Below are 24,050 nucleotides of genomic sequence, written 5' to 3' on the forward strand. Positions count from 1 at the left end.
GACTGTCCTTAGGGTGGGCACAGTGAGGGGCTTAGACAGGGGCTAGACACCGAGCACCAGCGGAGCGCAGGAGTCGGCTAGGGCTGGATAGAACCGGGGGAACTGAAAAGGGCCGCCCCCAGAACTGGAGGCGGCCTCAATTTCCTTACGGACCTTCAACCCATTCACTCTGGCCGGTCGAGTGGTCGAGGTACATGCCGTCCATTGCGTTACCGCGAGGATCGCCACCGATACCGATAGCACTCAGGAACTCGGCATCCGATGCAAACTCCATAACATTGGCGTTCGCGTACGCCTCTGAGTGAGGCATGAACGTATTCAGCGTGGCGTTATAAAGTTCCTTCGCTTCCTGCTCATCGAGCACGTACCGCTTGCGCGGAGTGTGCGCAAGCTTCCAATCCACCACCGTGGCCGTAGCGTTCTTATCAGATTCAATCTGAGCCCAACCAGCGGTAAGCGTATGGAGCGCGTCAATAGCCCCGCCTATGGCCGTCATGGTGTCCTCGGCCTTCGATTCGGGAGCGACAGCGTCTTCACCGATACCTTCCGCGATAGCCTCGCGGACATTCACGGAATAGCCCATGAGGGTCTGAGACTCGGATAGCAGCGGGATAAGCGTACGGACCGCTTCAGTAATCTGCGGGCCAGCGTCGGCAAGCTTCGTGGCCATAGCGGAAACAATGTTGTCGTGCCACTCTTCGAGACCCTTGGAGGTCTCGGCAACCACCGTGCGGTAAACATCGCTCAGAGCCTTATACAGGACGTTCCGCTGCTCCACCGCAGTGTGGTACTTCGTGGCAGCATCCTTGCGGGCCTTCTCGGCGCTAGCCGGTCCCTTGTTGCCCGGCTTCAGCAGAGAACCGTTCTTAGCAGCCTCAACCATCTTCGCCTGTGCAGCCTGACCAGCCGTCGCATAGTCCTCAAGCAGTGCCTCGCACGTGTCCTCAATCTCACCAAGGGTGCTGTTGAGTTCCACCAGGGATGCGCGGACCGTCTGAACGCTTTCCGGCGCGTACTTGAGAGGAAGCTGTGCACCGGGGAAGGTGTGGTTTTCGATCCGCTCAAGCCACGACTCCTTGCAGACACCGGAGGAGAAGTTGATAGTGCCCTCACCGTCCGGCCGCATGCGCTTATGGTGCTTAGGCATGCCGTGAATACCCTCAGGCTGGTAAAGCACCTTCTCGGCCTCTGCCGCTGCTGCATCAATCTTCCTGGAGTTCGCTACGGACGCGGCGAAACCGTCGCCACCGAACCAACCTCGACCCTGAGTAATCATCATTCTCCACCTATCCCAGTAAGGCTCTTAGCCTTCTGCATTACCTTGTCTGCATTCGCGAGAATGCTCTTGCGTTCCGCAATCTGAGCCTCGGCGGCTTGAGCGGCTTCCTGCTCCCGTGCTGCTTCTTCAGCGGCCTTAGCCTCAGCAGCCTTGATCTCCGCCTCTGCGGCGGCCCGCTTTTCGGCAGCGGCCTTGACCACTGCGGCCTGCTCCTTCTCGTATCGTCGTTTGGCGTTGTGCCGTGCCTTGCCCGCGTCCGAATCCCCGAAGGAGATCCCTAGAAACAGGGCGTCGCCTTCGGCGTTACCGGACCGATCCGGAGCGAACTTCAGATAGGGCTCACAGCGGCCTGTGCGCTTGTCGAGAAGCACCGGGTACGCCTCGCCTGTCGCGGCTCCCTGATGGGTCTTGTAGACCCACGAGAGGACACGTCGCCGGTGGCAGTGGTTCTTGGTTTCGGGCGCGTAGAACCAGGCAAAGACGGGGCGCTGCTCGGGGACGATGTTGCTCATCACTCCGCACCCCCAGTCGTGACGCACGACGGCGTGCACGCTGCTCCACCGCTGGTCTCCTTCTCGCAGTCAACGCAGTAGCAGACGCGGGGAGTTGAGAGGTTCGGGGTGCTCGCCGGCCGACTCTGTTCCGGGTCGTTCGCGAAGGGCTCCTCACGCTCTTCATAGTTCAGAAACGACAACAGGTCTGAGAGCGCCTTAGCTCGCATCTCGATGTTCTTGATATCTGCACCGGCGATAACGCGAATAGCGCGGTCGGGAAGCCCATACGTATCGGTCATACCCTTTGCGACCCAGTAGGCGGCAATCTCGGTCCCGCGATCGGCGCAGTCGTCGGCGAGCAGGTAGAGGGAAGGATCGGAATTAAAGCGGTCAATTATCATGCGAAATCATCCTCACTAATCAAATGCATCCGCCCTTCACCGATACCAAACGGTGTGAGCGGGTGTACCGGGTGTTCAACGGCATATCGAAAGGCAAGCTCGAACAGGTCTAGGCACTTGTCAGAGCAGAATCTGTCTCGCCGGTCATGCCTGATGTGGCAGCAGTCGCAGACATAGCGCCTAAGCATCGTCGTCCGCCTCGCTGGCGGCCTTACACAGGGCCAGGTATGGACTAATCGAAGCGAGCGGCTTGGGCCGCTCTAGCTGGCTTTCAGTGATTCCGGTGAACAGGTCGTACGGGTGGATGCCGAAGAACAGTGCCAGCGAGATCAGGTGCTTTGACGATGGGCAACCGTTACCGGCTTCCCAGTCGTAGAAACGAGAGGCAGGAATATCTGTAGCAGCAGCCACACGAGGTATGGAGCCGCGCCGTGAGCGCAAGCTCTTAAGTTCAGCGTGATCAAAGTCGTGCATCGGTTCATCTCCAAGGGCGTACTTCCGGTTTCGGAACTGATGGGCAAATAAAAGAACCCCTCGCGGCAATGCGGGGGCCAAGTCGTCTCATTCGGCTTGAGGGCAACAGGGAAGGCCCCCGGGGGACGCAACTCCCAGGGCCCAACCTTGAAGCCTCAAACCAGCGCGCCTGTTACTTGGCGTCCTTCTTGGCTTCGGCGAGCTTCAGTAGCGCAATCACGTACAGGGCCGAAGCCGTCACGTAAGACGGGCCATAACTGCTAGCTGCAATGCTCGAAAGCTCGGCCTCCGCCTTCTCAATGGGAGTCATCTCGTCTGCCATGGGGGATCACCTCCTTTCGTGCATGAAGAAACCCCGCACCGGGTTGGTGCGGGGTTCAAAGGGTGAGAAGGAGATCCCTTCCTGATCTCTTTCTCTACTAGCTACATAGTTCACCGGAACAAAACCCCTGGTCACGCATCTTCGTAATCCCAGTAGTCGTCATCGCCTACAGGATCAGGCTCACATTGCCGTTCCATATCCGTGATTGTCAGTGGCCTACCGAGATACTGGGCAAGCCTTGCGTTCTGCGCCCGCCACCTCTCGAAGTTCGCGTCACGCTGCGGCTTACGAGCCGCGCGGAGACGAGCCATGCGCTTCGGAGCATCGCCGTACGCGTGCCTCCACTCAGCCCACCTACGGCAGTCCGGGCAACGCTTCGGCCAGGCACCCCCAGAGCCGCGCTGACGGCGCGACCAGGCCCTACCCGAGCAATCGGCACACGGACCGCTGTAGTAGACGTGGGAGCGCGTCACAAGCACCGTGCCGCCGCTCTTGGCGGTGTACGTGTTCAGGTAGCCGTGAGGCTCGCGAGCAAGCCGCCGCGCCTCCTTCGCGGCTACCGCAAGCTCCCGGGCCTGCCAGGTCGACATGCCGCGAACGGGACCTCCGTCCTGGGCCCGAGGCCCCGGGCCGGCGAGGGCAGAAGTCACACCATGACTCGTGCCGTTGTGCTCTACCCGGTTCATGCGGTCGCCTTGCGAGGCATGACCAATTGCGGCTTCCTGTCCGAGCGCCAGGTAACGAGACCGGCGTCCGTCAGCACCCGAACGACTGTTTCCAGCGGACCGCAATCGCGGCCGAGGTCAGCTCGGTAAGCGATCGTGGTCGGCTTAGCCTTGATCACCCCATGGTTTCCAGTGAACGCCCCGTAGTGGGCGAGAGCTTCAACAATTGCTTCGTTGTGGTCCAGTCCCTCAGTCGCCTTGAGGGCGACGCGGGACCAAGCGGTTACATCCCAATTGCTCATGATCAGTTGCACTCCAATTGTTGTCATTGCGACCACGGCCCTTGAAGCCGTGGCCTGAATCTCCTCAATTGCCTAGATCCACAATTGCTGTCATCGTCCGTCGCTCACCGCTCCGAACGACCTCTTAAGAGAGTATTGTCAATCTAGCGTTTGCCCAGGTCAGAGGCCGTTTTCGAGAGGGTGGGCGTGCGTCTCGTGCACGGCCTCTCACGCCGCCCTCTGCCGGTCCTCCCACGCCATAGACCGCGCCCGCAGGATGCGAGCGAACCTGTCCTTGACGACGATCCGTGCCTCTTCGCGAGGCTCACGGACCACACGCACCGGGGGCACGTCCGGAACGTCATGGCTCACCGTCCACAGCTCCCACCACCTAGGCCCGCCGAGAGCGCGAAGTGCCAAGAGGGCTTGGCTCTCGTCTCGCCGGTCCTGGTCGACCTTCTCCCGGATCTCCCGCGCCCGGTCCGTGAAGTTCGGGTGCACGTATGCCTTCGCGTCGCCCGCGCCATGCTTGGGGCACTCGCGCCGGTCGTACTGAAGATCAGCAGTCACGTACTCCGGGTTGACCATGACGCACATGGCGTCCGAGTCGGGCAGGAATACCCCAGCCTTGACCAGAGCAGCCATCGCGCGCCGGACCGTCGAACCGTCCTTACCGAGAGCCTCTGCAAGCTCCCTCTCCTTGAAGGGAGCGTGACCGTTCGACATGAGCCGTTCCGCCACGAGCAAGAACAAGCGGAAGTCCGTGGACACCTTCGGGTTACGTGCCGCATTGAAGCCGTACAGCGGCTTGTGCAGCTTGTTGAACAAGAGCGCCACCGCTCACACCTCCCGAGCGATCACGAAGAACGTTCCGTCGTTACGGTCCAGATCCGGACCCCAAACGATGGCTGTCTTCTCGACGGCTATCCGTCCGGCCGTCTGCTCGTCCAGGCCGTCATAGAGCCACGTACCGGAGTCGCCCACCTTTCGATGCTCGATCTCCATCACTTCTTACGGCCCATCGCTCGCCACGCTCGCGCATCCCGTCGGGCCTTGTCGTTCCACTTTTCGGCAAGCCGCCAATAGCGGCCCTGAACAAGACGATTCATCACGCGGCAGCCTTGAACGCTGCGACGACACCGGCACGGTTACGGGCACGAGCCCCGTACGGGTCGAGAATGTCCCGGGCTTCATTGATGGCCCGCATAGCCGACAGGGCGTCGACGTTGACGAGTTCCTGAATCTCGCGGAGAGCGGTTGCGTTCCGGCCGCTCACAATGTCGGAAACGATGGCTCCTGCGGCAGCCTCGGTAACACCAAGCTTCATGATCTTCTGCGTTGCGGTCATTTCGGGGGGTTCCTTTCTGAGGCGCCGGGCCGTTCCCGGCGAACACTCTCGACTGTCCCTGACTCATCCGGATGACACAAACCCGGATGGCTGCCGAATTGCACTATCGGGAGTAGTTGATGAGCCGAAAGTCCCGACACCACAACGAAGCCGGCCTGCGCTACACATCCCTGACGGGACAAGGGTTGCGAGCACGGGCCGGCGAGGTCGACCGGCCTCTACTAGGCCGTATCGTTTTTGGGGCCTTCGCCCTCAATCTCGGCTGGCTTTGTCACAGCCGGATGCGTACCTTCGTATGCATGACAGAGCAGCAACCGCCCGAAGAGTTCCGTTCGGCAGTGCAGGGGCCCGGGACGTGGCAACGGCAGGAAGTGGCGCACGGCAACTTTGAAGCCTGGCACTTCTTCCGGGAAGGTTCACAGGGTGCGCCAACACATGTGTTCATGCGCCCGGTTGAAGGTGGCGACCCTGCCGCTATCGCTCGCGGGATCACAACAACCGTGCTCCGAGAAGTAAAGCCGTCTATGCCGAAATACCGCGCCGAGCTTCTGGCAGTAGGAACCGTCCCGCCACACGAAGCGAAGCTAATCGATCTACTCACGGAATCGACCCGGCCGACAGACGAGTACCTAGCCGCACTGGCCGTCCAGTACGAGCGACTGACAGACATGGGGGTTCGCTCCCCTGTTCAGCAACTCGCAATGATCACCGAAAAGAGCCTCGGCACCGTCAAGACCCATATCCAATCCGCCCGCAAAAAAGGCTTCCTTGAAGCCATCGGCAGCAAGGCAGGCGGAGCAGCAACCGACAAGGCCCACGTCCTCTTGGGGACCGCAACACCGATTAAGTAAGGCAACTAGACACCGTGGCAACACTTATCGACCGGGGGGCCGATTACGACAAGGGCAAGCGATGGATGGTCCGCTACCGGGAAGCCGGTGGCCGGTCCGGAAGGCAGCGCGAGAAGTCGTTCCGTCTCAAGAAGGACGCGATGGACTTCAAGGCCACCGTGGAGCACCGCGTACGAGACGGCTCGTACATCGACCCTGACAAGGGCGCGGTGACCGTCAACGCCTATTGGGCCGAGTTCTGCGGACGCCGACAGGTCAAGGACACGACCGCGTACCGGGACGAGAAGAGCTACATACGGCATCTCAAGCCCTCGATAGGTCACAAGCCGCTCGGCAACGTGGTTGCAGCGGACCTTGAGCGCATCGCGCACACCATGACCACGGGTGGACTCACAGCGGCAACGTTCTGGGCCGTCGCGAACTCCCTCAAGGCCATGTTCCGGCAGGCAGTCAAGGACAAGGCCATAGCTCACTCGCCGTTCGCCTCTGCGGTGCTTCCCAAGCTCCCGCCGAAGATGGTGGACGAGACGGAGCTACCGACGTTCCCGGATATCGACCGCATCGCTCGCGGCATGAAGCCTCAGAACGCTGTGGGTATCTGGCTCATGGCTGGATGCGGCTTGCGTATCGGTGAGGCCATGGGCGTACGTGAAGGTGACTTCCGTCTTGTGGGCGGTACGCGGGTGCTCCGTGTCCGGCGACAGGTCCAGAAGGTCAGGAGCACGGACGGGAAGCTGCGGCCCGCCCTGGTGGCGCTCAAGCATCGGCAAGAGGGCGAGTGGCGAGACGTGCCCGTGCCCGGCATCGTCTGGGATCACGTCCAGTGGCATGTACGGCGCTTCGGCACCGCTGAGGACGGCAGGCTTCTGCGCACGTCCACAGGCGACCTGATGACCCCCGATTGGTACCGCGAGGATTGGTACAAGGCCGTTCCTCGTGTCGGTACCGGGCCGACTCTCGCGAGCACCGCACGTTGGTCCCCTCACGCACTGCGGCGCTACTTCGCGACGACGTGTCTCCTCAACGGTCTTCCCCTCCTGTCGGTGAGCCGATGGCTTGGACATGGCAGCATCACGGAAACGGCTGACACGTACGGGCACCTCACTCCCGACGCGGTTGATACCGCCGTCTCGGTGCTGGATCTCGCGATGGTCGCGTAACCCGTGCTGAGATGTGCTGGAATCAGCACATGAAGAGACACCATTTCCGCAGGTCGGAGCCACAGTGAGTGTTCTTCCCCTCGTGTTCACCAGCGGCTGGGCCAGCGGCATCAACGCGTATGCGGTGGTGCTCCTGCTCGGCATCTTCGGCGTGACCGGCGTCAGCGACGAGGTACCTCCCGCACTGGAGCGCACCGATGTGCTCTGCGCGGCGGGCTTCCTCTTCCTGTGCGACGCGGTCTGCGACAAGATCCCTTACGTCGACTCCCTCTGGGACACGGTGCACACCGTGATCCGGCCCGTGTCCGGCGCCGTGGTCGGCGCGCTGCTCGCCGGGCAGAGCGGTTCGGTCTCGGACCTCGCGGCCGGTGCGCTCGGCGGTTCGACCGCGCTGGCGAGCCATGCCGTGAAGGCAGGCACGCGGATGGCGATCAACACGTCGCCGGAGCCCTTCAGCAACGTGATCATGAGCACCGCCGAGGACCTCGGCGTCGGCGGGCTCGTCACCTTCGCGATGTTCTATCCGGAGGCGGCGGCGATCATCGCGGCCGTACTGCTGCTCATCGGCCTCGTGCTGCTGCTCTTCCTGGCCCACCGCATCCGCCGCTTCCTGCGCAGGCGCGCTCAGAAACGCGAGGAGAAGCGCCTGGCTGCCGGAATGGGCGGCCCACCACGCTGAACCCCTTCGCGGTGGAGGCCGGAGGGCCGGTGCGACGGAGGGCGTGCGGGGCGGAGGGCCTGCGGGGCGGAGGGCCTGCGGGGCGGAGGGCCTGCGGGGCGGAGGGCCTGCGGGGCGGAGGGCCTGCGGGGGCTCCGCCCCCTGCACCCCCGATGCGCGGGGTGGCGGCGGGCAGGGGCGTCGGCCCCGATGCCCTGCCGCCGCGGAGCGGCGGAGCAGCGTCCGGGGCGCAGCCCTCGGCATTGCTCCGGGGGTACGGGGCGTCAGCCCCACACCCATCCCACCGCCGCGGAGCGGCGGAGCAGCAGGGCGGGGCGCAGCCCTCGCCAAAGGCCCGGGGGGCGTGGGGGCGTCAGCCCCCGCACCCCACCACCGCGCGGAGCGGCGGAGCAACCGCGGGCGCAGACCCGCAAGGTACCCGCGACGACCCGGCCGGTACCCTCCCCGCATGGCACAAATCGTGGTGATCGGCGCAGGTATGGGCGCGATGGCGGCCGCCGCACGGCTCGCCGTCGCGGGCCACCGCGTCACCGTCTTCGAGCGCGCGGAGACCTACGGCGGATCGGTGGGCACCCTCGAACGCGACGGGTTCCGTTTCGACACAGGACCCGGTCTGCTCCCGCTGCCCGCCGTCTACCGCGATCTGTTCATCAAGACCGGCAAGCAGCCCCTCGAGGACTGCGTCGACCTCGTCCAGGTCGACCCCGCCGTCCGGCACCTCTTCGCCGACGGCACCGCCGTCGACGTGCCCAACGCCTCCCGCGCCGGCACCGTCGACGCCATCGAGGCGGCGCTCGGCGGCGGCGCCGGTGAACGCTGGGCCCAGTTCCTGAACCGGGCCCGCGAGGCCTGGGACCGCGCCCGCCGCCCGCTGCTCGAGGAACCGCTCTGGGAGGACTGGCGGGTGCTCGGCGAGCGGGATCCGTATCCCGCCGTCCGCAGGAGCGGGCTGCTGCGGAAGCGGCCGCCCACCTTCGGCGAGGCGATGAAGCACGAGCTGGCCGACCCCCGCCTGATCGCCCTCGTGGAGAGCTCCGTGCTCGCGTACGGGCTCGATCCGCGCACCGTTCCCGCGAGCGCCGCCGTGCTGCCGTACATGGAGCAGGCCTTCGGGACCTGGTACGTCCGCGGCGGCATCCGCGAGCTCGCCCGCGCCGTGTACGAGCGGTGCGTGCAGCGCCGGGTGGAGTTCGTCTTCGGCGCCGAGGTCGTCCGCATCGTCGAGAAGGACGGACGGGCGGCGGGCGTCGAGCTGGCCGACGGTTCCGTGCACGAGGCCGAGCACGTCCTCGCGGGCGTCGACCCCCAGCCGCTCGCCGACCGGCCGCTGCACGTTCCGGGGCAGGACGCCGTGCTCGACACGGCACGGGTCCGCCCCGGCCGCTGCACCGTGCTGCTCGCCCTGCGCGGCGCACGCGAGGACGGGGCGGCGCACCGCACCGTCGTCCACGCCCCCGACCGCAAGGCCGAACTCGACGCCCTCGCAGGCGGGTTCGGGCCCGGCGTACGCCCGACGGTGACCGTGCTGCGGCCCGGCGACCCGGCCCTTGTCCCCGACGACGGGCACGAGTCGGTGGTCCTGACCTCCGCCGCGCACAAGATCGCCGACACCGAGGACTTCGCCGACCGGATGCTCACCGCCGCCGAGCGCGCGGTCCCCGGCCTGCGCGACCGCCTCCTGTGGCACGAGATCCGCACGCAGGGCCCGGTCCCCCACCCCGCCCTGGCCGGCGCCGACGCCCGCTACCTCTACCCGTCGAACACGACCCGCCTGCCCGGCCTGTACCGCGCGGGCGGCTGGGCCCACCCCGGGGGCGGGCTCCCGCACGCCGGCATGTCCGGCGCCCTCGTCGCGGGCCTGATCGTCGAAGGGCCGGACTTCCGGGGCTCGCAGTGAGCCCCGGCCGTCCGGCCCTCGGATGCGTCAACGCTCAGTAGCGGTACTGCTGCTGCTCGTTGTACCCGGTGTCGTACCCCTCCGGGTTGTACGGCGGATACCCCGGCTGCTCGGGCGGCAGGCCCCCGGAGAGCGTCTCGTCGCCGTTGCGCTGCTGCGGTACCCAGACCCCGCCGGGCGGGGTGCTGTCCCCGTAACCGCCCTGCTGGTACTGGTCGTACTGCCCGCTGTCATAGCCCTGCTGCCCGCTGCCGTACGTGTCGTACTGGCCGGTGTCGTACGTCCCCGCGCCGCCGATGTACGGGTCCGAGTAGGCCGCATAGCTCTGCTGGCCCTGCTGGTCGTACCCGTAGTTCTGCTGGTCGTAGCCGTTGTTGTAGGCGTCATAGCCGTACGAGGACGAGTCGGCCGCTGCCGCCGCGGCGGCGGGCTGCTGCGGGTAGCCCTGGGCCGAGGTGTCGTAGATGCCGTAGCTGCCGGTGTCGTCGGGCAGCGGCTCGGGCGCGTAGACGGAGGCCTGCTGCGGTGCGTAGCCGTCACTGCTGCCGTACGCCTGGTCACCGCTGCCGTACGCCTGATCGCGGTCGCCGTAGCCCTGGTCGCGGTCGTCGTAGCCGGCGCCCGGGCCGTCCTGGCGGTACTCCGCCTCGTACTCGAGATCCGAGACCTCGAGCGTCGGGTCGGACTCGGGCACACCCTTGCGACGGCGGCTCTCCCCCGGGTTGCCGCCGATCGCCCAGCCCGTGGAGAAGCCGCGGCGGAAGGAGAGGGTCACATACGTCTGGCCGATGGCGAACGCTATGGCGCCCGCCCCGATCACGTACACCGAGGGAATCAGCACACCGAGCACCACGCCGACGAAGCCGGCGAACGCGAGCAGCCGCCAGCGCAGCCGCGCCTTGTACTGCAGCAGCACCTCGCCGAGCAGCCACAGCGCGACCAGTCCGAACGCGATGTAGAGGACCGTCCAGCCCATGTACGCCCCTCTCCTACGGCCCGCCGCGTGGGGGTGTGCGGCTGTACCGGTTCAGGCCTGCGGGTGGTGCAGGCCCAGATTTTCGTAGATTTCCAAGGCCGCCGTGGAGTTGTTGAGCGTGATGAAGTGCAAACCGGGCACTCCTTCGGCCTTCAACCGCGCACCGAACTCCGTCGCGAACTCGATGCCAATGGAGCGTACAGCCGCGGCGTCGTCTTTGGATGTGAGGATCCGCTCTTTCAGCCCGGGGTGAATCGCGGCGTTGCTGAGCTGCGGGAGGCGTTCGAGCATCCGCACGCTCGTGACCGGCATGATCTCGGGGATGATCGGCGTCGAGCACCCGGCGGCCTCCACGCGGTCGCGAAGCCGCAGGTACTCCTCGGGATGGAAGAACATCTGCGTGATCGCGTAGTCGGCTCCCGCGCGGCATTTGTCCACGAAGTGCCGCACGTCCGTGTCCCAGTCGGGAGAGCGCGGATGCATGGCGGGAAAGGCCGCGACACCCACGCAGAAATCGCCGGATTCCTTGATGAGCCGGACCAGTTCGGCCGCGTAGGTCAGCCCCTGGGGGTGCTTGACCCACTCGGCCATCGGGTCGCCGGGCGGGTCGCCGCGGACCGCGAGGATGTTCCTGATCCCGGCGTCGGCGTACTGGCCGATGATGTTGCGCAGTTCGGCCACCGAGTGGTCCACGGCGGTCAGATGCGCGACCGGCGTGAGCGTGGTGTCGGCGACGATCTGCTGGGTCTCCGTGACGGTGCCGGCGCGGGTCGAGCCGCCGGCACCGTACGTGACGGAGACGAAGTCGGGGGCGACCGCCTCGACCCGGCGCAGCGAAGTCCACAGATTCCGCTGGCCCTTCTCGGTCTTGGGCGCGGAGAACTCGAAGGAGTACGTGGTCTTGCCGGTCGCGAGCATGTCGCGCACGGTGCGTGCGCGATCCATCCTGGTGGAAGCGGTACCGAGGGCCATACCCGCAGGTTAGTCACGGCGGCCCCGCACCCCAACTGCGAGTGACGGTTATGCCGGGATTGCCGGTTTTCCGTCCACCCTTCGGACAGTTGTCGGTCGCTCGGTACGGACCGTGCGGATCATTCCGTACGGAGCCGCTTGGCGAACTCGGCGGCCGCGGCGGCCGGATCGTCGGCCTCGGTGATCGCACGGACGACCACGACCCGGTCCGCGCCGGCTTCGAGCACCTCGTCCAGATTGCCCAGGTCGATCCCGCCGATCGCGAACCAGGGCCGCTCCGTGCCGAGTTCGGCGGTGCGGCGGACCAGGTCGAGGCCGGGGGCGTGACGGCCGGGCTTGGTGGGGGTCGGCCAGCAGGGGCCGGTGCAGAAGTAGTCGGCGCCCGGCTGTACGGCGGCAGCGGCAGCCTCGGACTCGGCGTGCGTGGAGCGTCCGATGAGCACGTCCTCGCCGAGGATCGCGCGGGCGGCGGGGACCGGCAGATCGCCCTGGCCGAGGTGGAGGACGTCGGCGCCGACGGCGTGCGCGACGTCGGCGCGGTCGTTCACGGCGAGCAGCTTGCCGTGGCGGCGGCAGGCGTCGGCGAAGACGGCGAGGTGCTCGAGCTCCTCGGCGGCCTCCATGCCCTTGTCGCGCAGCTGCACGATGTCGACTCCGCTGCCGAGCACCGCGTCGAGGAACTCGGGCAGATCGCCCTGGCGCCTGCGGGCGTCGGTGCACAGGTAGAGCCGGGCGTCGGCGAGCCGGTCGCGGCGCGTGCCTGCGGTGACAGACATGGGATCCCCCCTGTTTCGCGGCGCACGGGCCCCGGACCAGGGTGCCTTGCGGCGGCCTCGGTCACGGGGCCCGTATGCCGATTACTGGTTGCTCCGCCGGCACAGCGGCGGGGCGGCGGCTGTCAGACGGCGAGCGCCTGGGCGCGGCGCTTCACCTCCGTGCCGCGATTCTCGCTCAGCGCCTGCGCGGGGGTGCCGGGCAGGGTGTCGTCCGGCGTGAAGAGCCACTCCAGCATCTCCTCGTCGGAGAAGCCGTCGTCGCGCAGGAGCGTCAGGAGTCCGGGCAGACCCTTGACGATCTTGTAGCCGTCCTCGGCGTTGCCGTCGATGAACGGCGCCGGCACGTACAGCGCCTTGTTCTCGCCACGGCGCACGGCGATCAGCCGGCCTTCCTTGACATGCTGTCGCACACGCGTCACCTCGACGCCGAACATTTCGGCGATTTCGGGGAGGTTCAGCCACGCAGGGACGAGAGCATCGATCTTTGCGTCAATCTCGGTCACGGTTATTAGGGTGCCACGCCTTGGACGGGTTGGGGGTCGCGTGAGCGCCCGGGCGGGCGTCGCGACCGCTCCCCCGCCCCCTCAGGCCCCGGTCATCGCCTTCTTCAGCGGAAGCGCCGGGTCCGCGGCCAGCTCGGGGTCCAGGGCCGCGCCCATCTCGATCAGCTTGCGGCCCTGGGCCAGGTCGCGGGGGCGGCCCACCGCGAGGACCGCCACCAGGACGCCTTCGCGCAGCCAGCACACCGACCAGGCCGGGGTCGTCGGGTCGCCGCGCCACACCAGCCGGTCCGCGGTGCCGTGGTGGCCCGCGTACTGGACGAAGCGGCCGAACTGCTCCGACCAGAAGTACGGGACCGGGTCGTAGACCGCCGGCTGCGTACCGATCACGTTGGCGGCCACCGCGCGCGGGCCCTGCAGCGCGTTGTCCCAGTGGTGGACCAGGAGGCGGGCCCCGTAGCGGGCCGAGGGGAAGGAGGCGCAGTCCCCCACCGCGTACACATCCGGGGCCGAGGTGCGCAGCGCCGCGTCCGCGACGACCGCTCCGTCCCGGCCGAGCTCGATGCCCGAGTCCGCCAGCCAGGCCGTGGCGGGGCGCGCGCCGATGCCGACGACCACGGCGCCGGCCGGCACTCGGGTGCCGTCGGACAGGACCACCGCGCCGGGCTCGATGGCCTGTACCCGTGCGCCGGTGCGCAGCACGGCGCCCGACTCCGCGTACCAGGCCGTCATCGGCGCCGCGACCTCGGCGGGCAGCGCTCCGGCGAGCGGGCGGTCCGCGGCCTCGACCACGGTGACCGCGCAGCCCGCGTCCCGGGCCGCCGTGGCGAACTCCGCGCCGATCCAGCCCGCGCCCACCACCACGATGTCGTGCTGCTCGGTGAGCACGGGGCGCAGCCGCTGTGCGTCGTCGAGCGTGCGCAGCAGATGGACGCCGGGGATGCCCTCGGCGCCCGGAAGGCGCAGCGGTTCCGCTCCGGTGGCGAGGACCAGGACGTCGTACGGTACGGGCCCCTGCGCGGTGTCGAGCTCATGCGCGTCGACGCGCAGGCCCGTGACCTCGCGGCCCAACTGGAGCTCCACGCCGAGCGATTCGAAGTCCACCTCGAAGGCCGAGCCCTCGGCCTTGCCGAGCAGCACCGCCTTGGACAGCGGTGGCCGGTCGTACGGCTGGTGCGGTTCGGCGCCGATCAGGGTGACCGGTCCCTCGAAGCCCTGTTCGCGCAGGGCCACCGCCGTCTGCACACCGGCCATGCCGGCCCCGACGATCACCACGCGACGCTGCCCCACAGGTACCTCCCGCTGCTCGCTCATCCGGCCACCATAAACAACTGACGGACCGTCAGGAATGGCGGACCGCACAGGTCAGGACGTGACCTGTTCCACAACACTCGTGCCCTTGCCGGGCCGCGACTCCCACTCCCAGGTCTCCAGAAGCCTGATCCGCCCGTCCGGGAGCTCCACGACCTCCGAGACGCAGTGCCCGGACGCCGTCTCGCCGTCCGTCTTCAACTGCACGTAACGGAAGTCGAGAACGTCCCCTGCGCGCGTCCCGACGAGCTCGCCCCGTACGACATCCCCGCCCGCGTACGAGGCCCGGATCACGCCGTCCTGCTCGTGATACGTGAAGCGGGTGCGGGTCCCCACCTGACCTGGTGCTTGGTCCTCGACCGGGGCCATCACGAGTCCGTCGAGCGAGCGGGCAGCCATGGGCCGCTCCCTTCAAGAGCGTTGATACGTCGGGCTATGGTGGCCAACGTAAAGCACTCGCGGGAGCCCGGACGTGCCGGGCTGAGAGGGAGGCGGCGGCCTCCGACCGTATGAACCTGATCCGGGTCATGCCGGCGAAGGGAGGGGCTGGACGCCCATGTCGCAATTGTCCGTTGAAGTGCCGTCCGACGTCCTCGTCGTGGGGGGCGGCATCATCGGCCTGGTCACGGCCTGGCGGTCCGCGCAGCAGGGGCTGCGCACCGCGGTCGTGGACCCGGCGCCCGGCGGCGGTGCCGCGCAGGTCGCGGCCGGGATGCTCGCCGCCGTCACCGAACTCCACTACGGCGAGGAGACCCTGCTCGCCCTCAACCTGGCCTCCGCCGCCCGCTATCCGTCCTTCGCCGCCGAGCTCACCGAGGCGAGCGGCGAGGAGCTCGGCTACCGCTCCTGCGGCACGCTCTCGGTCGCCCTCGACGCCGACGACCGGGCGCATCTGCGCGAGGTGCACGCGCTGCAGCAGCGCTCGGGGCTCGCCTCCGAGTGGCTCTCGGGCCGCGAGTGCCGACGCCTCGAACCCATGCTGGCACCCGGGGTGCGCGGCGGTCTGCGGGCCGAGGACGACCACCAGATCGATCCGCGCCGGCTCGCGAAAGCCCTGGTCATCGCGTGCGAGAGGGCGGGTGTCACCTTCCACCGGCAGTGGGCGGAGAAGCTCTCGGTCGTACGGGACAGGGCGGTGGGAGCCGTGCTCGCGGACGGCACCGAGCTGGGCGCCGGCCAGGTGGTGCTCGCGGGCGGCAGCCACAGCGGCCTGCTCGCGGGACTTCCGGTCGACGTGCCGGTGCGACCCGTCAAGGGACAGGTGCTGCGGCTGCGGATACCGCCCTCGTACGCGCCCTTCCTGCAGCGCACCGTGCGCGCGGTCGTCCGCGGCAGCGAGGTGTACCTCGTGCCGCGCGAGAACGGCGAGCTGGTCATCGGGGCCACCAGCGAGGAGCAGGGGTACGACACCACGGTCACGGCCGGCGGGGTCTACGAACTCCTGCGGGACGCCCATGAGTTGATCCCAGGGATCACGGAGCTCCCCCTGGTGGAGACCCGCGCGGGCCTGCGGCCCGGGTCCCCGGACAACGCACCGCTGATCGGGCCGGCCGAGCTGCCGGGCCTGCTGCTCGCCACCGGGCACCACCGCAACGGTGTGCTGCTCACCCCCGTCACCGGCGACGCGATGGCGCACGCCCTGACCACAGGGGAACTCCCCGAGGCCGTCCGGCCCTTCAGCCCGCTGCGTTTCTCCGTACCGGATCCCCTGCGGTTCTCCGTACGGGAAGGGAGCACCGTATGAGCACGATCGCCGTCCTCGTGAACGGTGAGGCGCGGGACGTGTCGTACGGCACGACCCTCGGCGCCCTGGTCGCCGATGTCACCACCGCGCCGTCCGGGGTGGCCGCGGCGCTCAACGAGACCGTCGTACCGCGCGGCGAATGGCAGCGCACCGCGCTGTCCGCCGGTGACCGCGTCGAGGTCCTGACCGCAGTGCAGGGAGGCTGACGACCATGGCCGACGATTCCCTCGTCATCGGGGACCGGACCTTCACCTCCCGCCTGATCATGGGCACGGGCGGGGCGCCCAGCCTGGACGTCCTCGAGCGTTCCCTCGCCGCCTCCGGCACCGAGCTGACGACGGTCGCGATGCGCCGCGTCGACCCCGGCACCAAGGGCTCGGTGCTCTCCGTCCTGACCTCGCTCGGCATCGAGGTGCTGCCGAACACGGCAGGCTGCTTCACCGCGGGCGAGGCGGTGCTCACGGCCCGCCTCGCGCGCGAGGCGCTCGGCACGGACCTGGTGAAGGTGGAGGTCATCGCCGACGAGCGCACGCTCCTGCCGGATCCGGTGGAGACCCTGGAGGCCTGCGAGACCCTCGTCGACGACGGCTTCACGGTCCTGCCGTACACGAACGACGACCCGGTGCTCGCCCGCAGGCTGGAGGACGTGGGCTGCGCGGCGATCATGCCGCTCGGCTCCCCCATCGGCTCGGGCCTCGGCATCCGCAATCCGCACAACTTCCAGCTGATCGTGGAGAGCGCGGGCGTCCCCGTGATCCTCGACGCGGGCGCGGGCACGGCGAGCGATGCGGCCCTGGCCATGGAGCTGGGCTGCTCGGCGGTGATGCTGGCGTCCGCGGTGACGCGGGCCCAGGAGCCGGTCCTGATGGCGGAGGCCATGCGGCACGGCGTCGAGGCCGGACGGCTCGCCTACCGTGCGGGCCGCATCCCGCGCCGCCATTTCGCGGAGGCCTCCTCACCGATGGAGGGCCGGGCCCGGCTCGATCCGGAGCGGCCGGCCTTCTGAGCCCCGTGACCGTGCGTCGGCGGCGTCGGCGCACGGTCACAGGTCAGCTTCAGAACCGGCCCACCTCCCCCCAACCAGGCAAACCTCCAAGCCACGGCTCGTACACTCGCCCCGTGGACACGACCCTTCAGGACCCTCTCGTCGGGCAGGTGCTCGACGGCCGGTACCGGATCGACGCCCGGATCGCGGTGGGCGGGATGGCCACGGTCTACCGGGCCGTGGACACCCGCCTCGACCGCGTGCTCGCGCTCAAGGTGATGCATCCGACGCTCGCCGCCGACGCCGCCTTCGTCGACCGCTTCATCCGCGAGGCGAAGTCCGTGGCGCGGCTCGCGCACCCCAATGTGGTCGCCGTCTTCGACCAGGGCGCCCAGGGCGCGTACGTCTACCTCGCCATGGAGTACGTGGCGGGCTGCACCCTGCGCGACGTCCTGCGCGAACGCGGCGCCCTGCAGCCGCGCGCCGCCCTCGACATCCTGGAGCCGGTGCTCGCCGCACTCGGCGCCGCACACCGCGCGGGCTTCGTGCACCGCGACATGAAGCCCGAGAACGTCCTGATAGGGGACGACGGGCGGGTCAAGGTCGCCGACTTCGGTCTCGTACGGTCCGTGGACACCGTGACGAACACCACCGGCGCGGTCCTCGGCACCATCTCGTATCTCGCCCCCGAGCAGATCGAGCGCGGCGAGGCCGACCCGCGCGTGGATGTGTACGCGTGCGGTGTCGTGCTCTACGAGATGCTCACCGGCGCCAAGCCGCACACCGGTGAATCGCCCGCGCAGATCCTCTACAAGCATCTGCACGAGGACATCCCGCCGCCGTCCGCCGCCGTCCCCGGCCTGCCCGTCGACCTCGACGAACTGGTGGCCCTCGCGACCGCCCGCAACCCCGAGGTGCGTCCCTACGACGCTGCCGCGTTGCTCGGCCGGACCCTCCAGGCGCGCGCCGCGCTCACCGAGGCCCAGCTGGACGCGGTGCCGCCGGCCGCCGTACAGGACGCCCACAGCAGTTCCGAGGACCGTACGAGCGTGATCCCGCGCGCGGTCGCCTCCGTGCCGCGGCCGCTGCCGGCCGAGGAGCAGCTCAACCGCACCAGCCGTTTCGAGATGCCGCCCCCGCCGCCGGCCGCCCCGGCCGCGCCCGGCCGCGCGCAGCGGCCACGGCGCGGGATGTACACGGTGATCGCCGCCGTGATCTTGGCGCTCGGGATCGGCGCGGGTGTCTGGTACATCAACTCCGGCCAGTTCACCCAGGTCCCGCTGATCCTCGCCAAGACGGAGGCCGAGGCCCGCAAGAAGCTGGAGGACGCGGGCCTGCGGGTCAACGACGAGGTCCGGCGCAAGTACAGCGCCGCCTACGACCGCGGCACCGTGATGGACAGCGACCCCGACCAGGGCAAGCGGATCCGCAGCGGCGGCGAGGTCACGCTCACCGTCTCCCTCGGCCAGCGCATAGTGCGGGTCCCGGATGTCAGCGGCAGTTCGCTGGACGAGGCGAAGAAGGAGCTGCAGAAGGCCGGGCTCGAACCGGGCACGGTCACCCGGGAGTTCAGCGACGAGGTGCGCCGCGGCGACGTGATCCGCACCAGCCCCACCTCCGGTACGCAGCGCAAATCGGGCACGGCCGTCGCGATCACCGTGAGCAAGGGCGAGCCGGTCGAGGTGCCCGATGTCACCGGCAAGACCCCCGATGAGGCACGCGCCGAGCTCGAAGAGGACGGCCTGAAGGTCGAGATCTCCCAGGAGCAGGTCCACTCCGAGCACGACAAGGGCCTGGTCGGCGAGCAGTCGCCGGGCGGCGGCGCCTCGCTGGCCGAGGGCGACACCGTCACGCTGAAGATCTCCAAGGGTCCGGAGATGGTCGAGGTCCCCGATGTCGTCGGCATGAAGGTCGGCGAGGCCAAGGACGAGCTCACGGCCGCCGGATTCGAGGTCGACGAGGACCGTGGCTTCCTGGGCCTGTTCGGCGACACCGTGGAGAGCCAGTCGGTCGAGGGCGGCGAGGAAGCGGCCAAGGGCTCGACGATCACCATCAAGATCCGCTGAGCAGGTGCCGGCGGCGGACCGCCGCCGGCACCGTGCCACCCTTGAGGGCGTGAAGCACACCCGTAACCCCGTCGGCAGCCATGTCCCCGTGGCCGGCGGTCTCGCCACCAAAGGCCTCGCGTACGCACGGGAGTTGGGCTGCGAGACCGTCCAGGTCTTCGTCGCCAACCCCCGCGGCTGGGCCACCCCGCCCGGCAGCCCCGCCGAGGACGAGGCCTTCCGCGCCGCCTGCGCGGCCGAGTCGATCCCGGCGTACATCCACGCCCCGTATCTGATCAACTTCGGCTCGCACTCCCCCGAGACGGTCGAGAAGTCGGTGGCCTCGCTGCGCCACTCGCTGCGCCGCGGCCGGGAGATCGGCGCGCTCGGGGTCGTGGTGCACACGGGTTCCGCGACACAGGGACGCGACCGTGCGGAGGCCCTCGATCAGGTACGCCGCCACATGCGGCCGCTCCTCGACGAGCTCACGCACGAGGACGACCCGTACCTCCTGCTCGAATCGACGGCCGGCCAGGGCTACTCGATCTGCTCGCGCACCTGGGACTTCGGCCCGTACTTCGACGCGCTCGACCACCACCCCAAGCTCGGCATCTGCCTGGACACCTGCCACGTCTTCGCCGCGGGCCACGACCTCACCGGCCCGCACGGCATGCACCAGACCCTCGACCAGCTGGTGGAGACGGTCGGCACGGGCCGGCTCAAACTGATCCACGCCAACGACTCCAAGGACGTGGTCGGCGCCAAGAAGGACCGGCACGCCAACATCGGGCAGGGCCATATCGGCGAGGACGCATTCCGGGCCCTGATGAGGCACCCGGAGATGGACGGCGTACCCCTGATCATCGAGACACCGGGCGGCCAGTCGGGACACACGGCGGATGTCGAGCTCCTGAAGAAGCTGCGGGACGGGTGAGGCCCGAGGATCCGCCCACCACTTGAGGGAATACCCCTAGGGGGTATACGGTTCCTGTCATCGACAGGAACCGCTACCTGACGTTGGGGGCCATCCGCCATGCAGCACGAAACGCATGAGCCGCACACAGCGCACGCGCACCACCAGCATCACGAGGGCCACGGCGAGCACGCCGGCCATACGGGCCACGGCGAGCACGCCGACCACGGCAGCCATCAAGGTCACCAGGGCCACGGCGGCCACCACGGCCACGGCAAGGTCTCCTGGGCCATGGCCGCCAAAGCCACGCTGCACTGCCTCACCGGGTGCGCCATCGGCGAGGTGCTCGGCATGATCATCGGCACGGCGCTCGGCTGGGGCACCGCCCCCACGATGGTCCTGGCCATCGCGCTCGCCTTCTTCTTCGGCTACTCGCTCACGCTGTTCGCGGTCGTCCGCGCCGGCGTCTCACTGAAGGCCGCGATCGGCGTCGCGCTCGCCGCCGACACCCTGTCGATCACGGTGATGGAGATCGTCGACAACGGCGTCCTGCTCGCCGTGCCGGGCGCGATGGAGGCCCACCTGAGCGATGCCCTGTTCTGGGGCGCCCTGGCCTTCGCCTTCGCGATCGCCTTCCTGGTCACGACCCCGGTCAACAAGTGGCTGATCGGCCGCGGCAAGGGCCACGCGGTGGTGCACCAGTACCACTGACCCGCGGAGCGGAAGCCGGGATCAGAGCTCGGGACCGTCCCCGGGCTCCTCCTGGTACGAGTAGCGCTGCTCGCGCCAGGGGTCGCCGATGTTGTGATAGCCGCGCTCCTCCCAGAAGCCACGGCGGTCGGCGGTCATGTACTCGATGCCGCGGACCCATTTGGGTCCCTTCCAGGCGTACAGATGCGGGACGACGAGCCGCAGCGGAAAGCCGTGCTCGGCCGTGAGCAGCTCGCCGTCGCGGTGCGTGGCGAAGATCGTCTGCTCGGCCGTGAAGTCGGAGATCCGCAGGTTGGAGCTGAAGCCGTACTCGGCCCAGACCATCACATGGGTGACATCGGGCGCGGGCGGCGCGAGATCGAGCACGGCACGCGCGGGCACACCGCCCCATTCGGCGCCGAGCACCGAGAATTTGGTGACGCAGTGCAGATCGGCGAGGACCGTGGCGTACGGCAGCGCGCCGAACTCCTCATGGGTCCAGCAGTGCTTCTCGCCGTCGGCAGTGGCGCCGAAGACCCTGAACTCCCAGCGTTCCGGCCGGAATTTCGGTACGGGCCCGTAGTGGGTGACCGGCCAGCCCCGCTGCAGCCGCTGCCCCGGAGGAAGCTCGTTCTGCTTCGCGTGACGGCTATCCGGCTGACCCATGTCTCCATGATGACAGCCCGCGGAGGGTGGACGTGACCAGGTCTGCACCGATTCGGGCAACTCCTACTAAGCATGCACTTACTGGACGGCCCCTGAAAACCGGTGCAAGGATGCGGCGCACCTGCCCCAGTCACGCGCTTGGAAGGAGCCTCTGCGATGCAGGGCGACCCCGAGGTCATCGAATTTCTCAATGAGCAGCTGACCGCCGAGCTCACGGCCATCAATCAGTACTTCCTGCACGCGAAGATGCAGGAGAACTTCGGCTGGACCAAGCTCGCGAAGTACACGCGGCACGAGTCGATCGACGAGATGAAGCACGCGGAGGTGCTCACCGACCGGATTCTCTTCCTGGACGGGCTGCCGAACTACCAGCGGCTCTTCCACGTACGCGTGGGACAGACGGTCACCGAGATGTTCCAGGCGGACCGGCAGGTCGAGGTCGAGGCCATCGACCGACTGAAGCGGGGCATCGACGTGATGCGCGCGAAGGGCGACATCACCTCGGCGAACATCTTCGAGTCGATTCTCGAGGACGAGGAGCACCACATCGACTATCTCGACACTCAGCTCGAGCTGATCGAGAAGCTCGGCGAGCCGCTGTACATCGCCCAGCTGATCGAGCAGCCCTCGGCCTGAGGAACGCTCAGGCGGCTTCTTCCAGGGATTCGGTCAGTGCGGGCTCGGGGGCCAGAGCGGCCACCGCGTTGCCCTGCTCGACCAGCTCGCGCCTGGGGCACGCACCCCGGCCGAGAATCGCCTGGATGCGGCGTACGCAGGACCCGCAGTCGGTGCCGGCCTTGCACTTGGAGGCTATCTGCCGAGGGGTGCAGGCACCGGCGTCCGCATGGTCCTTGACCTGCTGCTCGGTGATGCCGAAGCAAGAGCAGACGTACACGCCGATTCACCTCCCGCGGGACAGGACTGGTTCGCTCTCCCGATGATCGGTGAGGCTAACCTAACCTTACCCGCCGAGAACAGCCCGCAAAAGCACTATGGGGCGCGGATCACAAGGATCCGCGCCCCATAGGTGTGTCGGGTGCTACTGGTCCCGGTACATCTCCGCGACCAGGAAGGCCAGGTCGAGGGACTGGCTGCGGTTCAGACGGGGGTCGCAGGCCGTCTCGTAGCGCTGGTGCAGATCGTCGACGAAGATCTCGTCGCCGCCGCCCACGCACTCGGTGACATCGTCACCGGTGAGCTCGACGTGGATACCGCCCGGGTGCGTGCCGAGCGCCTTGTGCACCTCGAAGAAGCCCTTGACCTCGTCGAGCACGTCGTCGAAGCGGCGGGTCTTGTGGCCCGAGGCGGCCTCGAAGGTGTTGCCGTGCATCGGGTCGGTGACCCACGCGACGGTGGCACCGGAGGCCGTGACCTTCTCGACCAGGGTGGGGAGCTTGTCGCGGATCTTGTCCGCGCCCATCCTCACGATGAAGGTCAGGCGGCCCGGCTCGCGGTCCGGGTCGAGGCGCTCGATGTACTGCAGCGCCTCCTCCGGGGTGGTCGTCGGGCCCAGCTTGATGCCGATCGGGTTGCGGATCTTCGAGGCGAACTCGATGTGCGCGCCGTCCAGCTGACGGGTGCGCTCGCCGATCCAGACCATGTGGCCCGAGACGTCGTACAGACGGCCCGTGCGCGAGTCCACGCGGGTCAGCGCCGACTCGTAGTCGAGAAGCAGCGCCTCGTGCGAGGAGAAGAACTCGACGGTCTTGAACTCCTCGGGGTCCGTGCCGCAGGCCCGCATGAAGTTCAGCGCGTTGTCGATCTCCCGCGCGAGCTGCTCGTAGCGCTGGCCCGACGGGGAGTTCTTGACGAAGTCCTGGTTCCAGGCGTGCACCTGGCGCAGGTCGGCATAGCCGCCGGTGGTGAAGGCGCGCACCAGGTTCAGCGTGGAGGCCGAGGCGTGGTACATCCGCTTCAGGCGCTCGGGGTCCGGGATACGGGCCTCGGCGTTGAAGTCGAAGCCGTTGACGGAGTCGCCGCGGTAGGTCGGCAGGGTCACGCCGTCGCGGGTCTCGGTGTCCTTGGAGCGCGGCTTGGAGTACTGGCCGGCGATCCGGCCCACCTTCACGACCGGCACGGAGGCCGCGTACGTGAGGACGGCGCCCATCTGGAGCAGCGTCTTGAGCTTGTTGCGGATGTGGTCGGCGGACACGGCATCGAAGGCCTCGGCGCAGTCGCCGCCCTGCAGCAGGAACGCCTCACCCTTGGCCACAGCGGCCATCCGGTTGCGCAGCTGATCGCACTCGCCCGCGAAGACGAGCGGCGGATACGACTCGAGGTCCGCGATCACATCGCGCAGAGCCTCGGCATCGGGGTACGTGGGCTGCTGCGCCGCGGGAAGGTCTCGCCAGGTGTTGCCACCGTTTGCGGTGGTCTTAGCGTTCACGGTCACCTCGTCAACATTACGGGGTCGGAGCGTGCGTCCATTCTTCAGCCCACCTATTGAGACAGCGGGTGAGCAGTCGTACGCACCGTGACACGGCGGCCGGTGAATGCGCTATGGTCGGCGCCATGTACACGCAGCAGCACCAGAACTGGTGGTGGACCGCTCATCCGGCGGCCCACTGACTGCGCGTTCCCTGACTCGCGAAGGCCGCCCGAGGGGCGGCCTTTTCTGTTTC

General features: G+C 68.1%; 30 protein-coding genes and 1 riboswitch. Of the genes, 12 read left to right on the plus strand and 18 right to left on the minus strand.

Going from position 1 to position 24,050, the window contains the following annotated elements:
* Positions 1–145 precede the first annotated feature (145 nt).
* From H9Y04_RS06545 to H9Y04_RS06585, 9 genes are all read right to left on the minus strand, one after another.
* Positions 146–1,279, minus strand: a complete 1,134-nt coding sequence (locus H9Y04_RS06545; protein ID WP_187812701.1) for a hypothetical protein — start codon at positions 1,277–1,279, stop codon at positions 146–148.
* Positions 1,276–1,791: a hypothetical protein gene (locus H9Y04_RS06550; protein WP_187812702.1), complete on the minus strand. Its 516-nt coding sequence runs from the start codon at positions 1,789–1,791 to the stop codon at positions 1,276–1,278. The genes H9Y04_RS06545 and H9Y04_RS06550 overlap by 4 nt, the downstream gene beginning before the upstream one ends.
* The gene (locus H9Y04_RS06555) at positions 1,791–2,174 is read right to left on the minus strand and encodes a hypothetical protein (protein ID WP_187812703.1); all 384 of its coding nucleotides are present in this window, start codon (positions 2,172–2,174) and stop codon (positions 1,791–1,793) included. The genes H9Y04_RS06550 and H9Y04_RS06555 overlap by 1 nt, the downstream gene beginning before the upstream one ends.
* 180 nt (positions 2,175–2,354) lie before the next feature.
* Positions 2,355–2,648, minus strand: coding sequence for a helix-turn-helix domain-containing protein (locus H9Y04_RS06560; RefSeq protein WP_187812704.1), 294 nt, complete (start codon positions 2,646–2,648; stop codon positions 2,355–2,357).
* Positions 2,649–2,820: 172 nt separating this feature from the next.
* The gene (locus tag H9Y04_RS06565; protein WP_187812705.1) at positions 2,821–2,970 is read right to left on the minus strand and encodes a hypothetical protein; all 150 of its coding nucleotides are present in this window, start codon (positions 2,968–2,970) and stop codon (positions 2,821–2,823) included.
* A 682-nt stretch (positions 2,971–3,652) separates the two neighbouring features.
* Positions 3,653–3,949 (minus strand): hypothetical protein, encoded by a 297-nt coding sequence (locus tag H9Y04_RS06570; RefSeq protein WP_187812706.1) that lies wholly within the window; start codon positions 3,947–3,949, stop codon positions 3,653–3,655.
* Positions 3,950–4,144: 195 nt separating this feature from the next.
* Positions 4,145–4,753: a helix-turn-helix domain-containing protein gene (locus H9Y04_RS06575; RefSeq protein WP_187812707.1), complete on the minus strand. Its 609-nt coding sequence runs from the start codon at positions 4,751–4,753 to the stop codon at positions 4,145–4,147.
* A gap of 3 nt (positions 4,754–4,756) precedes the next feature.
* Positions 4,757–4,921 carry a hypothetical protein gene (locus H9Y04_RS06580; RefSeq protein ID WP_187812708.1) on the minus strand — a complete coding sequence of 55 codons (165 nt, stop codon included), beginning with the start codon at positions 4,919–4,921 and terminating at the stop codon, positions 4,757–4,759.
* 103 nt (positions 4,922–5,024) lie between these two features.
* Complete coding sequence (locus H9Y04_RS06585) at positions 5,025–5,264, minus strand: hypothetical protein (RefSeq protein ID WP_187812709.1); 240 nt, start codon at positions 5,262–5,264, stop codon at positions 5,025–5,027.
* 299 nt (positions 5,265–5,563) lie between these two features.
* Between H9Y04_RS06585 and H9Y04_RS06590 the strand changes: the two genes are divergently transcribed.
* From H9Y04_RS06590 to H9Y04_RS06605, 4 genes are all read left to right on the plus strand, one after another.
* A complete protein-coding gene (locus tag H9Y04_RS06590; RefSeq protein ID WP_187812710.1) occupies positions 5,564–6,115 on the plus strand; it encodes a hypothetical protein in 552 nt (183 codons plus the stop codon).
* A gap of 140 nt (positions 6,116–6,255) precedes the next feature.
* Positions 6,256–7,275 (plus strand): tyrosine-type recombinase/integrase, encoded by a 1,020-nt coding sequence (locus tag H9Y04_RS06595; protein WP_187812711.1) that lies wholly within the window; start codon positions 6,256–6,258, stop codon positions 7,273–7,275.
* Between the two features lie 64 nt (positions 7,276–7,339).
* Positions 7,340–7,954, plus strand: coding sequence for a DUF4126 domain-containing protein (locus H9Y04_RS06600; protein ID WP_187812712.1), 615 nt, complete (start codon positions 7,340–7,342; stop codon positions 7,952–7,954).
* A gap of 448 nt (positions 7,955–8,402) precedes the next feature.
* Positions 8,403–9,851, plus strand: a complete 1,449-nt coding sequence (locus H9Y04_RS06605) for a phytoene desaturase family protein (RefSeq protein ID WP_187812713.1) — start codon at positions 8,403–8,405, stop codon at positions 9,849–9,851.
* A gap of 34 nt (positions 9,852–9,885) precedes the next feature.
* Here the strand turns inward: H9Y04_RS06605 and H9Y04_RS06610 are convergent, their stop codons facing one another.
* The 6 genes from H9Y04_RS06610 to H9Y04_RS06635 form a co-directional block, all read right to left on the minus strand.
* Positions 9,886–10,827: an SCO2102 family sporulation regulator gene (locus tag H9Y04_RS06610; RefSeq protein ID WP_187812714.1), complete on the minus strand. Its 942-nt coding sequence runs from the start codon at positions 10,825–10,827 to the stop codon at positions 9,886–9,888.
* 51 nt (positions 10,828–10,878) lie between these two features.
* Positions 10,879–11,799: a methylenetetrahydrofolate reductase [NAD(P)H] gene (metF, locus tag H9Y04_RS06615; RefSeq protein WP_187812715.1), complete on the minus strand. Its 921-nt coding sequence runs from the start codon at positions 11,797–11,799 to the stop codon at positions 10,879–10,881.
* 119 nt (positions 11,800–11,918) lie between these two features.
* Positions 11,919–12,575, minus strand: coding sequence for a thiamine phosphate synthase (gene thiE / locus H9Y04_RS06620; protein ID WP_187812716.1), 657 nt, complete (start codon positions 12,573–12,575; stop codon positions 11,919–11,921).
* 122 nt (positions 12,576–12,697) lie between these two features.
* Positions 12,698–13,078, minus strand: coding sequence for an Rv2175c family DNA-binding protein (locus H9Y04_RS06625; RefSeq protein WP_187812717.1), 381 nt, complete (start codon positions 13,076–13,078; stop codon positions 12,698–12,700).
* 81 nt (positions 13,079–13,159) lie between these two features.
* On the minus strand, positions 13,160–14,389 hold the full coding sequence (locus tag H9Y04_RS06630; RefSeq protein ID WP_187812718.1) for an NAD(P)/FAD-dependent oxidoreductase: 1,230 nt from the start codon (positions 14,387–14,389) through the stop codon (positions 13,160–13,162).
* Between the two features lie 51 nt (positions 14,390–14,440).
* Positions 14,441–14,785: an avidin-fold protein gene (locus H9Y04_RS06635; RefSeq protein ID WP_187812719.1), complete on the minus strand. Its 345-nt coding sequence runs from the start codon at positions 14,783–14,785 to the stop codon at positions 14,441–14,443.
* Positions 14,786–14,834: 49 nt separating this feature from the next.
* Positions 14,835–14,945: riboswitch (TPP riboswitch) on the plus strand.
* On the opposite strand from H9Y04_RS06635, the gene thiO reads away from it, so the two are divergent.
* From thiO to H9Y04_RS06665, 6 genes are all read left to right on the plus strand, one after another.
* The gene (gene thiO, locus H9Y04_RS06640; protein ID WP_187812720.1) at positions 14,943–16,130 is read left to right on the plus strand and encodes a glycine oxidase ThiO; all 1,188 of its coding nucleotides are present in this window, start codon (positions 14,943–14,945) and stop codon (positions 16,128–16,130) included. Its footprint overlaps the riboswitch before it by 3 nt.
* Entirely contained in the window at positions 16,127–16,336 is a 210-nt protein-coding gene (thiS, locus tag H9Y04_RS06645) for a sulfur carrier protein ThiS (RefSeq protein WP_187812721.1), read from the plus strand. Before thiO ends, thiS begins: the two co-directional genes overlap by 4 nt.
* 5 nt (positions 16,337–16,341) lie before the next feature.
* Positions 16,342–17,136, plus strand: a complete 795-nt coding sequence (locus H9Y04_RS06650) for a thiazole synthase (protein WP_187812722.1) — start codon at positions 16,342–16,344, stop codon at positions 17,134–17,136.
* A gap of 113 nt (positions 17,137–17,249) precedes the next feature.
* Positions 17,250–19,181, plus strand: coding sequence for a Stk1 family PASTA domain-containing Ser/Thr kinase (gene pknB, locus H9Y04_RS06655; RefSeq protein ID WP_187812723.1), 1,932 nt, complete (start codon positions 17,250–17,252; stop codon positions 19,179–19,181).
* A 49-nt stretch (positions 19,182–19,230) separates the two neighbouring features.
* Positions 19,231–20,094 carry a deoxyribonuclease IV gene (locus H9Y04_RS06660; protein ID WP_187812724.1) on the plus strand — a complete coding sequence of 288 codons (864 nt, stop codon included), beginning with the start codon at positions 19,231–19,233 and terminating at the stop codon, positions 20,092–20,094.
* Between the two features lie 99 nt (positions 20,095–20,193).
* A complete protein-coding gene (locus H9Y04_RS06665; RefSeq protein WP_187812725.1) occupies positions 20,194–20,784 on the plus strand; it encodes a DUF4396 domain-containing protein in 591 nt (196 codons plus the stop codon).
* A gap of 21 nt (positions 20,785–20,805) precedes the next feature.
* Here H9Y04_RS06665 and H9Y04_RS06670 read toward each other — a convergent pair whose 3' ends face one another.
* Complete coding sequence (locus H9Y04_RS06670; protein WP_187812726.1) at positions 20,806–21,429, minus strand: sulfite oxidase-like oxidoreductase; 624 nt, start codon at positions 21,427–21,429, stop codon at positions 20,806–20,808.
* 156 nt (positions 21,430–21,585) lie between these two features.
* Between H9Y04_RS06670 and bfr the strand changes: the two genes are divergently transcribed.
* On the plus strand, positions 21,586–22,065 hold the full coding sequence (bfr, locus tag H9Y04_RS06675; protein WP_187812727.1) for a bacterioferritin: 480 nt from the start codon (positions 21,586–21,588) through the stop codon (positions 22,063–22,065).
* 7 nt (positions 22,066–22,072) lie between these two features.
* Here bfr and H9Y04_RS06680 read toward each other — a convergent pair whose 3' ends face one another.
* Together H9Y04_RS06680 and H9Y04_RS06685 are read right to left on the minus strand one after the other, a co-directional pair.
* Positions 22,073–22,324 (minus strand): (2Fe-2S)-binding protein, encoded by a 252-nt coding sequence (locus tag H9Y04_RS06680; protein ID WP_187812728.1) that lies wholly within the window; start codon positions 22,322–22,324, stop codon positions 22,073–22,075.
* Between the two features lie 144 nt (positions 22,325–22,468).
* Entirely contained in the window at positions 22,469–23,821 is a 1,353-nt protein-coding gene (locus H9Y04_RS06685; RefSeq protein WP_187812729.1) for a class II 3-deoxy-7-phosphoheptulonate synthase, read from the minus strand.
* A 119-nt stretch (positions 23,822–23,940) separates the two neighbouring features.
* On the opposite strand from H9Y04_RS06685, the gene H9Y04_RS48405 reads away from it, so the two are divergent.
* Positions 23,941–23,997 carry a trp operon leader peptide gene (locus tag H9Y04_RS48405; RefSeq protein WP_368858426.1) on the plus strand — a complete coding sequence of 19 codons (57 nt, stop codon included), beginning with the start codon at positions 23,941–23,943 and terminating at the stop codon, positions 23,995–23,997.
* Positions 23,998–24,050: the final 53 nt, after the last annotated feature.

It is taken from the genome of Streptomyces polyasparticus (genome assembly GCF_014493765.1).
Taxonomy (GTDB): Bacteria; Actinomycetota; Actinomycetes; order Streptomycetales; family Streptomycetaceae; genus Streptomyces; species Streptomyces polyasparticus.

Bases quoted from the DNA above. Each gene is read 5' to 3' on its own strand.
- H9Y04_RS06545 (WP_187812701.1), bottom strand. From the start codon at position 1,279: ATGATGATTACTCAGGGTCGAGGTTGGTTCGGTGGCGACGGTTTCGCC.
- H9Y04_RS06550 (WP_187812702.1), bottom strand. From the start codon at position 1,791: ATGAGCAACATCGTCCCCGAGCAGCGCCCCGTCTTTGCCTGGTTCTAC.
- H9Y04_RS06555 (WP_187812703.1), bottom strand. From the start codon at position 2,174: ATGATAATTGACCGCTTTAATTCCGATCCTTCCCTCTACCTGCTCGCC.
- H9Y04_RS06560 (WP_187812704.1), bottom strand. From the start codon at position 2,648: ATGCACGACTTTGATCACGCTGAACTTAAGAGCTTGCGCTCACGGCGC.
- H9Y04_RS06565 (WP_187812705.1), bottom strand. From the start codon at position 2,970: ATGGCAGACGAGATGACTCCCATTGAGAAGGCGGAGGCCGAGCTTTCG.
- H9Y04_RS06580 (WP_187812708.1), bottom strand. From the start codon at position 4,921: ATGGAGATCGAGCATCGAAAGGTGGGCGACTCCGGTACGTGGCTCTAT.
- H9Y04_RS06585 (WP_187812709.1), bottom strand. From the start codon at position 5,264: ATGACCGCAACGCAGAAGATCATGAAGCTTGGTGTTACCGAGGCTGCC.
- H9Y04_RS06590 (WP_187812710.1), top strand. From the start codon at position 5,564: ATGACAGAGCAGCAACCGCCCGAAGAGTTCCGTTCGGCAGTGCAGGGG.
- H9Y04_RS06595 (WP_187812711.1), top strand. From the start codon at position 6,256: ATGGACTTCAAGGCCACCGTGGAGCACCGCGTACGAGACGGCTCGTAC.
- H9Y04_RS06605 (WP_187812713.1), top strand. From the start codon at position 8,403: ATGGCACAAATCGTGGTGATCGGCGCAGGTATGGGCGCGATGGCGGCC.
- H9Y04_RS06610 (WP_187812714.1), bottom strand. From the start codon at position 10,827: ATGGGCTGGACGGTCCTCTACATCGCGTTCGGACTGGTCGCGCTGTGG.
- metF (WP_187812715.1), bottom strand. From the start codon at position 11,799: ATGGCCCTCGGTACCGCTTCCACCAGGATGGATCGCGCACGCACCGTG.
- thiE (WP_187812716.1), bottom strand. From the start codon at position 12,575: ATGTCTGTCACCGCAGGCACGCGCCGCGACCGGCTCGCCGACGCCCGG.
- H9Y04_RS06630 (WP_187812718.1), bottom strand. From the start codon at position 14,389: ATGAGCGAGCAGCGGGAGGTACCTGTGGGGCAGCGTCGCGTGGTGATC.
- H9Y04_RS06635 (WP_187812719.1), bottom strand. From the start codon at position 14,785: ATGGCTGCCCGCTCGCTCGACGGACTCGTGATGGCCCCGGTCGAGGAC.
- thiO (WP_187812720.1), top strand. From the start codon at position 14,943: ATGTCGCAATTGTCCGTTGAAGTGCCGTCCGACGTCCTCGTCGTGGGG.
- thiS (WP_187812721.1), top strand. From the start codon at position 16,127: ATGAGCACGATCGCCGTCCTCGTGAACGGTGAGGCGCGGGACGTGTCG.
- H9Y04_RS06650 (WP_187812722.1), top strand. From the start codon at position 16,342: ATGGCCGACGATTCCCTCGTCATCGGGGACCGGACCTTCACCTCCCGC.
- H9Y04_RS06665 (WP_187812725.1), top strand. From the start codon at position 20,194: ATGCAGCACGAAACGCATGAGCCGCACACAGCGCACGCGCACCACCAG.
- H9Y04_RS06670 (WP_187812726.1), bottom strand. From the start codon at position 21,429: ATGGGTCAGCCGGATAGCCGTCACGCGAAGCAGAACGAGCTTCCTCCG.
- bfr (WP_187812727.1), top strand. From the start codon at position 21,586: ATGCAGGGCGACCCCGAGGTCATCGAATTTCTCAATGAGCAGCTGACC.